Here is a 7,048-nt window from a genome sequence, read left to right as displayed (position 1 = left end):
GCCCGACCGCATCGCGCGGCTTCGCGACGAGATGGCGTCGGGCCGGCCGCTCACCGGGGTGGGGGCCGGGGGCCTCGGGGAGGCTGCGACCGCGTCGCTGGACCTGCTGAAGACCATCGGCACGGCGCTCGACACCTACGGTCCGGACGTCATCGAGACCTACATCGTGTCGATGACCCACGACGTCGACGACCTGTTCGCCGTGGTGGTGCTGGCGCGCGAGGTCGGTCTGGTCGACCTCTCCCGACCCGATGCGGTGGCGCGCATCGGTTTCGCCCCGCTGTTCGAGACGGTGGCCGAGCTCGAGGCCGCCGGCCCGCTGCTGGAGGCGCTGCTCGCCGACCCGTCGTACCGGCGGATCGTGGCGGCGCGCGGCGACGTCCAGGAGATCATGCTCGGCTACTCCGACTCCTCCAAGGACGCCGGCATCGCTGCCTCGCAATGGCAGATCCACCGCGCCCAACGCGCCCTGCGCGATGTCGCGCGCGAGCATGGCGTCGTGCTGCGGCTGTTCCACGGACGCGGCGGTTCGGTGGGTCGCGGCGGCGGACCAACGGCCGAGGCGATCATGTCCCAGCCGAACGGATCGCTGGACGGCCCCATCAAGATCACCGAGCAGGGTGAGGTGATCTCGGACAAGTACGCGCTGCCTGGGCTCGGGCGCCGAAATCTCGAGGAGGCGCTGTCGGCCGTGATCGAGGCCTCCGCCCTGCACCGAACCTCGCTGCTGCCCCAAGAACTCCTCGACGGGTGGAACTCGACGATGGACCTCGTCGCCGAGGAAGGCAAGGAGTGCTACCGCTCGCTGGTGCGTGAGGACGCGTTGGTGGAGTTCTTCGTCGCCGCCACCCCGGTCGACGAGCTCGGCAAGATGAACATCGGCTCCCGTCCGGCCAAGCGACCCGGCGGGCTGGGCGGTCTGGAGGACCTTCGGGCGATTCCGTGGGTGTTTGGTTGGACGCAGTCACGCATCATCCTGCCCGGTTGGTATGGGGTCGGCACCGGCCTGGCCGCCGCCTTCGCGGACGGTCGCGCCGAGACGCTGCGCGAGATGTACCGATCTTGGGCCTTCTTCCGCACTTTCTTGTCGAACGTGCAGATGACCCTCGCCAAGACAGATCTGGACATCGCCGCCGCCTACGTGCAGGCGTTGGTGCCCGAACCTGCGCGCCACCTGTTCGATGCGATCCGCCACGAGCACGCCCGCACCGTCGAGCAGGTGCTCAAGGTCACCGGACACGACGCTCTGCTGGAGTCCGCGCCGGTGCTGCGGCACACCCTCGAGCTGCGCGACCAGTACCTGGCCCCGCTGCACGCGCTGCAGATCTCGCTGCTGGCCAAGGCGCGTGAGTCTGAACCGTCGGCCGATCTGGAGCGAGCGTTGCTGCTGACCATCAACGGCATCGCTGCCGGTTTGCGCAACACCGGCTGACTGCTGGTCGTGTGCCATGCTGAAGCCCGACGAGGGGAATGCAGCATGGCCGAGACCGAGTCCAGGTTGGTGGGCCGTTTCGCGGCCGCGCTGGCTGCTCGAACCGGGCAGGGACCGCTGACGGCGCGTCTGTGCGCGGTCAGTGCCGAGCTGCTGGACGCCGACGGCACAGCGGTCACGGTGACGACGCGGGCCACCCGGCAGTTGCTGATCGCCACCGATGACATGGCGAAAACTCTCGAGGGAGTACAGGACGTCGCGGGGCAGGGCCCCAGCCTCGATGCCGCCCGTGGCCGTGATGTCGTCATCGCCCGCTTCGGCCCGGGAGCTGCCGACCGGTGGCCGCTGCTGCTGGATCAGCAGCTGATCGTCGGATTCGCTGGCACGGTCATCTGCGCACCACTGTTGTGCGGTGACGCGCTGGTGGGTGTGCTGAGCGCCCACCGCTCCGGCGACGAGCTGCCCACCGACCGACTGACTGCAGCCTTCTTGGGACACACCGTCGGCACCGCGATGCTGCTCGACCCGCAGCTGGACCACCCGGAGGCGCTGTCTCCCCGAGCATGGAGCTCCATGGCCGTCGTCCACCAGGCCACCGGGATGGTCGTGGCCCAGGTGGGCGTCCATCAGGACGATGCGGTGGCCCTGCTGCGAGCCCAGGCATTCTTCCAGAACACGACGCTCGAGGACGTAGCCACCCAGGTCGTGCAGCGGGGCATCAACTTCCGAGACTTCACGATCGAGGGTGATTGACATGGATCAAGCCCGAGTGACCCAGGCATTGACGTCGCTGTCGGCGGCGTTGGTGGGACCGGACGATGCTTTGAGCCGGGCGACTGGCTTGCTCGGCCAGTGCCGTGACGTCCTGGGTGCAGACGCCTCGGCGATCCTGGTTCTGGCGGGATCCGATCTGGAGCTCTTCGTGGCGTCGAGTCATGCCGCCACCCAGCTGGAGCTGCACCAGACCCGCCTCGCCCAAGGACCCTGCGAGGACGCCGTGGCTGGCCGCACGATCGTGCAGGCTGACGGTCGCGACGAGCTGCACCAGCGCTGGCCCGACTTCGCCCCGGCGATGCTCGACACCGGATTTTCGTCGGTTCGGGCCGCGCCGCTGATGTGGCGTGACACCGCCATGGGCGCATTGGTGCTGTACGCCCGACAGCCAGGCGAGATGGATGCTGGCGAGAGCACAGTGCTCGGCGCTTTCGCCGACATCGCCACCGCCATGCTGCTGCAGACTCCCGACCTGTCGACTGAAGATCTCGCGGCGCGAATCCGGCGGGTGTTGTCCGAACGGGTGATGCTGGAGCAGGCCAAAGGCGTGATGGCCGAAAGAGTCGGGTGCGACATGGAGGCGGCGCACCTCCACATCCTGGACCACGCGGCAGCGACCGGAGTCTCTCTGACTTCTGCAGCCGCGACCATCCTCGCTGAGGCTGTGCGCCTGCAGCACGAATAGATCCTGGTGAGTGGGGTACGTCGGGATCGTCCACCACTCATACAGGAGGCTGATCATGGGAAATGACGACAAGGTCGAGAACAAGGTCGACGACCTGACCGGCAAGGCGAAGGAAGCCGCTGGCAAGGTCACCGGCAACGACGACCTGGAGCGTGACGGCAAGACCGATCAGGCCAAGTCGGACGTCAAGGACGCCGGCGAGAAGGTCAAGGACGCCTTCAAGCACTGAGCATCATGACGGACGGCCGACGAAGCAGACTGCTTCGTCGGCCGTTTGCATGACACGGCGAACCCGGGGTACGTGATGCGCATGACCACATATGACAAGGACCATCTCGAGGCAGTGCAGGCCGTCGTGGATCGCGTGTCGTCCTATCAGGACGGCGCGCCGCGAAACACCATCGAGACCGAGTTGCTCCACGGCTTCGAGGAGGCCGGCGTGAACGTGCCAGCCGAGGACGTCACACGCCTCGCCGCCGCCATCGACGCCGAGAACGGCGATGTGTCGGCCACAGACGTGCTCGGCTGATCACGATCGGACGATCGTCGCGTGGCGATCAGCGAGCCAGCGCTCGCTTCGCCGCCTTGGCGTGCAGCGTCGACACCTGGTCGTGCTGTCGCAACGCCTGCTGCCGCAGCGCTTCGAGCTGCTCGCTGGGCAGCCCGGGCACCTGCTCGGACACGGTGAGCATGGCTTCGTAGCCCGCCAGCTTGCCAGCCAGCGCCACCCGCATGGCCTCCAGATCCACCAGGTCGTCCATCGGGCCTCGGCTCAGCGGGCTGCCGTTTGGCTTGAGGCGGGCCACCTTCTCGCTGACCTTCGCCACCATGGCGGCGACCGGGGCCTCCCGCTTCTGGAGCGCACGGGCGAAGGTCAACAGCTGCTGGCGTTCCTCGCGCAGCTCGTCCCGGATGGTCAGGGTGGTGTCCCGCGCGGCCGGGTCGAGCATGCGCTCACCACGAGAGAACAGTTCAATCCCGCCGGCAGCGCCCGTCAGGTGCAGTCGCAGGTAGTGGCCCAGCTCGTCCATGCGTCGTCCTCTCCAGAGATGGTCAGCTCGGTTCGTCGAGCAGCTGGCAGATGGCGCCGATGAACGCATCGAGGTCAGCCGGGCTCCGCGACGTGATCAGATTCCAGTCGTTCGCCGGACAGACGAAGACCTCCTCGTCCACCCAGGTGCCGCCAGCATTCGTGATGTCGGTGTGCAGAGTGGGGAAGGACGTGAGGGTCTTGCCCGGCAGCACTCCTGCCTCGACCAGGGCCCAGGGGGCGTGACACACGGCGGCGATCGGCTTTCCCGCGTCGACGAACTGGGTCACGAGAGCCATCGAGGCCGCATCGCCGCGCACCTTGTCGGCGTTGACCGTGCCGCCCGGCAGGATCAGCAGATCGAAGTCCTCGATCGAGGCGTCGGCGACAGTCCCGTCGGGGGAGAAAGTCACGTCCGGGTGCGTGTCGGACACCATCGACTGCACCGGCCCGAGCTCGGGCGCCAGATGCACCACGGTGGCCCCTGCGTCGATCAGTGCGTCCATCGGCTCCTCCAGCTCGGCGCGCTCGACACCGGTCTGGGCCGTGAGGATGGCGACGGTCGATCCGGTGACGGACATGGCGAGAGGCCTCCTGAGGGTGGCGCGGTGGTCTCTTCTGGCGTACCCACGATCGGCGGGATCAACCGTGCGCGGTAGGTGTGAAACTCCTGCGAAGCGGGTACAGCAGGCTCGTCGTCTGATGGGGATGGCCCGTGCTGCGAGCCGAGGAGGAGCGTCGTGCCAACGAAGGCGCCGTCGATCGCACCGATCACCCGGTCGGACGTCGCCGCTGAGTGCGACCGCCTCCCTCTGCCAGGAGCCGGACGAAGCCGAGTCCGATGGGACCGGTTCACCGAGGTCGCCCGTCGAGATCTGGCCCTCGCCAAGCTGGTCGAGCCGCACCACGATGCCGTCGCCATCCTCAGCGAACTCAACGGTCCGTCGGTGCAAGACGGCCAGCTGTGGGCGGTGTGGGCGGCAGAGCCGCCGTTCGCCGTGCTGCGGGCGACGGAGGTGGAAGACGGCTGGCGGCTGACCGGCCGCAAGGCATTCTGCTCCGGCGCCGCGCTGGTGACCCACGCCCTCGTGACGGCGGAGACGCCGGCAGGCCCGGGCCTGTTCGCCGTGGATCTCGACGACGTCGGTGTGGTCGTCGACGCCGAGGCCCCGACGTGGGTGGCGCCGGGCATGAGTCGCGCACAGACCGTCACTCTGGCCTTGGACGACGTGAGCGCCCAGACCATAGGTCGGGTGGGCGACTACACCGAGCGCGTGGGCTTCTGGTTCGGGGCGATCGGCATCGCCGCCTGTTGGTTTGGGGGTGCCCTCGGAGTCGCCGACCTGCTCGAGTCGGGCTCGGATCGTCTCGGACCGCACGGTCTGGCGCACCTCGGGGCGGTGCGGGCGAGCACCGAGACATTCGCGCTCGCCCTGGATGCGGCGGCCGCCCGGGTCGACGCAGGCCTTGACGTCTCGTCGGCCCAGCGGCTGGCTTTGGTCCTGCGTGCACAGGCTGCCGACCTCGCCGACGAGGTGATCGGAAGAGTCGGGCGGGCCAGTGGACCGGGACCCCTGGCGTTCGACGAGGCGCATGCTCGCCGGGTCGCCGATCTGGCGGTCTTCGTCCGCCAGCATCATGCTGAGCGAGACCTCGAGACGCTCGGAGCCCTGCCGTGACCACGTGGCGGTCCCGGATCGAGCAGCTGCCGCCAGCGCCGACCGCACCGGACGGACGGTTGGTGGTGCTGTCGGCGCATCCAGACGACGAGGTGCTGGCCATCGGCGCATGGCTCGCCACCCAGTGCCATCGCGACACCGTCTTCGTGACCGCGACCGACGGTGAGGCCTCCCATCCCCACAGTCGCACCACGACGCGTGACCAGCTGCGGGATCGGCGACCTGCGGAGCTGCGCGCGGCGTTGCTGGCGCTAGGTGTGTCGCAGCCGCAGATCGAACGCCTCCAGCTTCCGGACGGCCACCTGGCCGACGACCCCATCGGCCTTGTCGAGGCCATCACGCCCTGGGTCCACGATGCGGCGCTGGTCCTCGCGCCGTTCGAACATGACGGACATCCCGACCACGATGCCCTGGGATCGGCCGCTCTGGTGGCGTGCCGTGGACAGACGCCCGTGTGGAGGTTCCCGATCTGGACGTGGACGTGGACCACCCCCGCTGACCAGTCATGGCTCACCAGCGCCAGACGACTCCCAGACACGCCGCTGGCGCGCACCGCCAAGTGGGCAGCAGTTCACGCCTTCACGTCGCAGGTCGGTCCGCTGAGCGACGACCCCGGCGATGCCGCAGTGCTCACCCCCGCTCTGCTGGACCACGCATTGCACACGGTGGAGGTCGTCCTGACATGACCCACCCGTTGCATTTTCACGATCTCTACGCCGCGTCGAACGACCCGTGGCAGCTGGCCGAACGCAGCTACGAGCGGCGCAAGTTCGACATCACCGTCGCCAGCCTGCCCCGGGCGCGCTACGCCAATGCGTTCGAGCCCGGGTGTTCGATCGGTGTCCTGACACAGCGGCTGGCTGCGCGGTGTGACCTGGTCCTGGCCACCGATCCTGCTGCGCCTCTCGATCAGGCCCGCCTGCGGGTCCCCGACCACCACGTCACCTTCGACCGAGGAACCATTCCGCAGGAATGGCCGGACGACGCCTTCGACCTGATCGTGCTGTCCGAGCTGTTGTACTACCTCGGCGAAGCGGATCGTCGCCGCGTCCTGGCGCGGTGCCTGGAGACATTGCTGCCGTCGGGTCATCTGGTCCTCGTGCACTGGCGACACCCGTTCGACGTGGCCGCGTGCACCGGCGACGAAGCCCACGACGAGGTGGCCGCCCACTCGCATCTGCAGACGATCGTCAGCCATCGCGAGACGGACTTCAGGCTGGAGGTGTTCACACGTGGTCACGCCTGACATCGATCGGATCGCGGTGATCGTGCCGGCGAACAACGAGGAGGCGCTGCTGGTCGACGCGATCGATGCCCTCGAGACGGCCGCTGAACAGGTCGACCTCGACGTCGAGCTCATCGTGGTGGCCAACGGCTGCACTGATCGGACCGCCGAGATCGCGGCGGACCGCGGCGGGGTGCAGGTCCTGGTGGACGCCGTCCCGAAC

Annotated in this window: 11 protein-coding genes; 9 read left to right on the top strand and 2 right to left on the bottom strand. The window is 68.4% G+C overall.

Going from position 1 to position 7,048, the window contains the following annotated elements:
- The 5 genes from WB508_RS11755 to WB508_RS11735 form a co-directional block, all read left to right on the top strand.
- A partial coding sequence (locus tag WB508_RS11755; RefSeq protein WP_423845068.1) for a phosphoenolpyruvate carboxylase occupies positions 1-1,432 on the top strand: 1,432 nt, incomplete at its 5' end.
- Between the two features lie 45 nt (positions 1,433-1,477).
- Positions 1,478-2,185 (top strand): ANTAR domain-containing protein, encoded by a 708-nt coding sequence (locus WB508_RS11750; RefSeq protein ID WP_423845067.1) that lies wholly within the window; start codon positions 1,478-1,480, stop codon positions 2,183-2,185.
- A gap of 1 nt (position 2,186) precedes the next feature.
- Complete coding sequence (locus WB508_RS11745) at positions 2,187-2,891, top strand: ANTAR domain-containing protein (protein WP_423845066.1); 705 nt, start codon at positions 2,187-2,189, stop codon at positions 2,889-2,891.
- Between the two features lie 55 nt (positions 2,892-2,946).
- The gene (locus WB508_RS11740; protein WP_423845065.1) at positions 2,947-3,120 is read left to right on the top strand and encodes a CsbD family protein; all 174 of its coding nucleotides are present in this window, start codon (positions 2,947-2,949) and stop codon (positions 3,118-3,120) included.
- Positions 3,121-3,201: 81 nt separating this feature from the next.
- Positions 3,202-3,420, top strand: a complete 219-nt coding sequence (locus WB508_RS11735; RefSeq protein WP_423845064.1) for a hypothetical protein — start codon at positions 3,202-3,204, stop codon at positions 3,418-3,420.
- 28 nt (positions 3,421-3,448) lie between these two features.
- Here the strand turns inward: WB508_RS11735 and WB508_RS11730 are convergent, their stop codons facing one another.
- Together WB508_RS11730 and WB508_RS11725 are read right to left on the bottom strand one after the other, a co-directional pair.
- Positions 3,449-3,922, bottom strand: a complete 474-nt coding sequence (locus tag WB508_RS11730; protein ID WP_423845063.1) for a hypothetical protein — start codon at positions 3,920-3,922, stop codon at positions 3,449-3,451.
- A 22-nt stretch (positions 3,923-3,944) separates the two neighbouring features.
- Positions 3,945-4,502: a type 1 glutamine amidotransferase domain-containing protein gene (locus WB508_RS11725; RefSeq protein WP_423845062.1), complete on the bottom strand. Its 558-nt coding sequence runs from the start codon at positions 4,500-4,502 to the stop codon at positions 3,945-3,947.
- A gap of 159 nt (positions 4,503-4,661) precedes the next feature.
- Between WB508_RS11725 and WB508_RS11720 the strand changes: the two genes are divergently transcribed.
- The 4 genes from WB508_RS11720 to WB508_RS11705 form a co-directional block, all read left to right on the top strand.
- Complete coding sequence (locus tag WB508_RS11720; protein ID WP_423845061.1) at positions 4,662-5,600, top strand: acyl-CoA dehydrogenase; 939 nt, start codon at positions 4,662-4,664, stop codon at positions 5,598-5,600.
- A complete protein-coding gene (locus tag WB508_RS11715) occupies positions 5,597-6,286 on the top strand; it encodes a PIG-L deacetylase family protein (RefSeq protein WP_423845060.1) in 690 nt (229 codons plus the stop codon). Before WB508_RS11720 ends, WB508_RS11715 begins: the two co-directional genes overlap by 4 nt.
- On the top strand, positions 6,283-6,846 hold the full coding sequence (locus tag WB508_RS11710; protein ID WP_423845059.1) for a class I SAM-dependent methyltransferase: 564 nt from the start codon (positions 6,283-6,285) through the stop codon (positions 6,844-6,846). Before WB508_RS11715 ends, WB508_RS11710 begins: the two co-directional genes overlap by 4 nt.
- Positions 6,833-7,048, top strand: a 216-nt coding sequence (locus WB508_RS11705) for a glycosyltransferase (protein ID WP_423845058.1), incomplete at its 3' end; no start/stop codon positions are given. The genes WB508_RS11710 and WB508_RS11705, both read left to right, overlap by 14 nt.

This window comes from Aeromicrobium sp., assembly GCF_049586495.1.
Taxonomy (GTDB): Bacteria; Actinomycetota; Actinomycetes; order Propionibacteriales; family Nocardioidaceae; genus Aeromicrobium.
This window is presented reverse-complemented; position numbering and strand designations above follow the sequence as displayed.

Bases quoted from the DNA above. Each gene is read 5' to 3' on its own strand.
- WB508_RS11750 (WP_423845067.1), top strand. From the start codon at position 1,478: ATGGCCGAGACCGAGTCCAGGTTGGTGGGCCGTTTCGCGGCCGCGCTG.
- WB508_RS11740 (WP_423845065.1), top strand. From the start codon at position 2,947: ATGGGAAATGACGACAAGGTCGAGAACAAGGTCGACGACCTGACCGGC.
- WB508_RS11745 (WP_423845066.1), top strand. From the start codon at position 2,187: ATGGATCAAGCCCGAGTGACCCAGGCATTGACGTCGCTGTCGGCGGCG.
- WB508_RS11730 (WP_423845063.1), bottom strand. From the start codon at position 3,922: ATGGACGAGCTGGGCCACTACCTGCGACTGCACCTGACGGGCGCTGCC.
- WB508_RS11725 (WP_423845062.1), bottom strand. From the start codon at position 4,502: ATGTCCGTCACCGGATCGACCGTCGCCATCCTCACGGCCCAGACCGGT.
- WB508_RS11735 (WP_423845064.1), top strand. From the start codon at position 3,202: ATGACCACATATGACAAGGACCATCTCGAGGCAGTGCAGGCCGTCGTG.
- WB508_RS11710 (WP_423845059.1), top strand. From the start codon at position 6,283: ATGACCCACCCGTTGCATTTTCACGATCTCTACGCCGCGTCGAACGAC.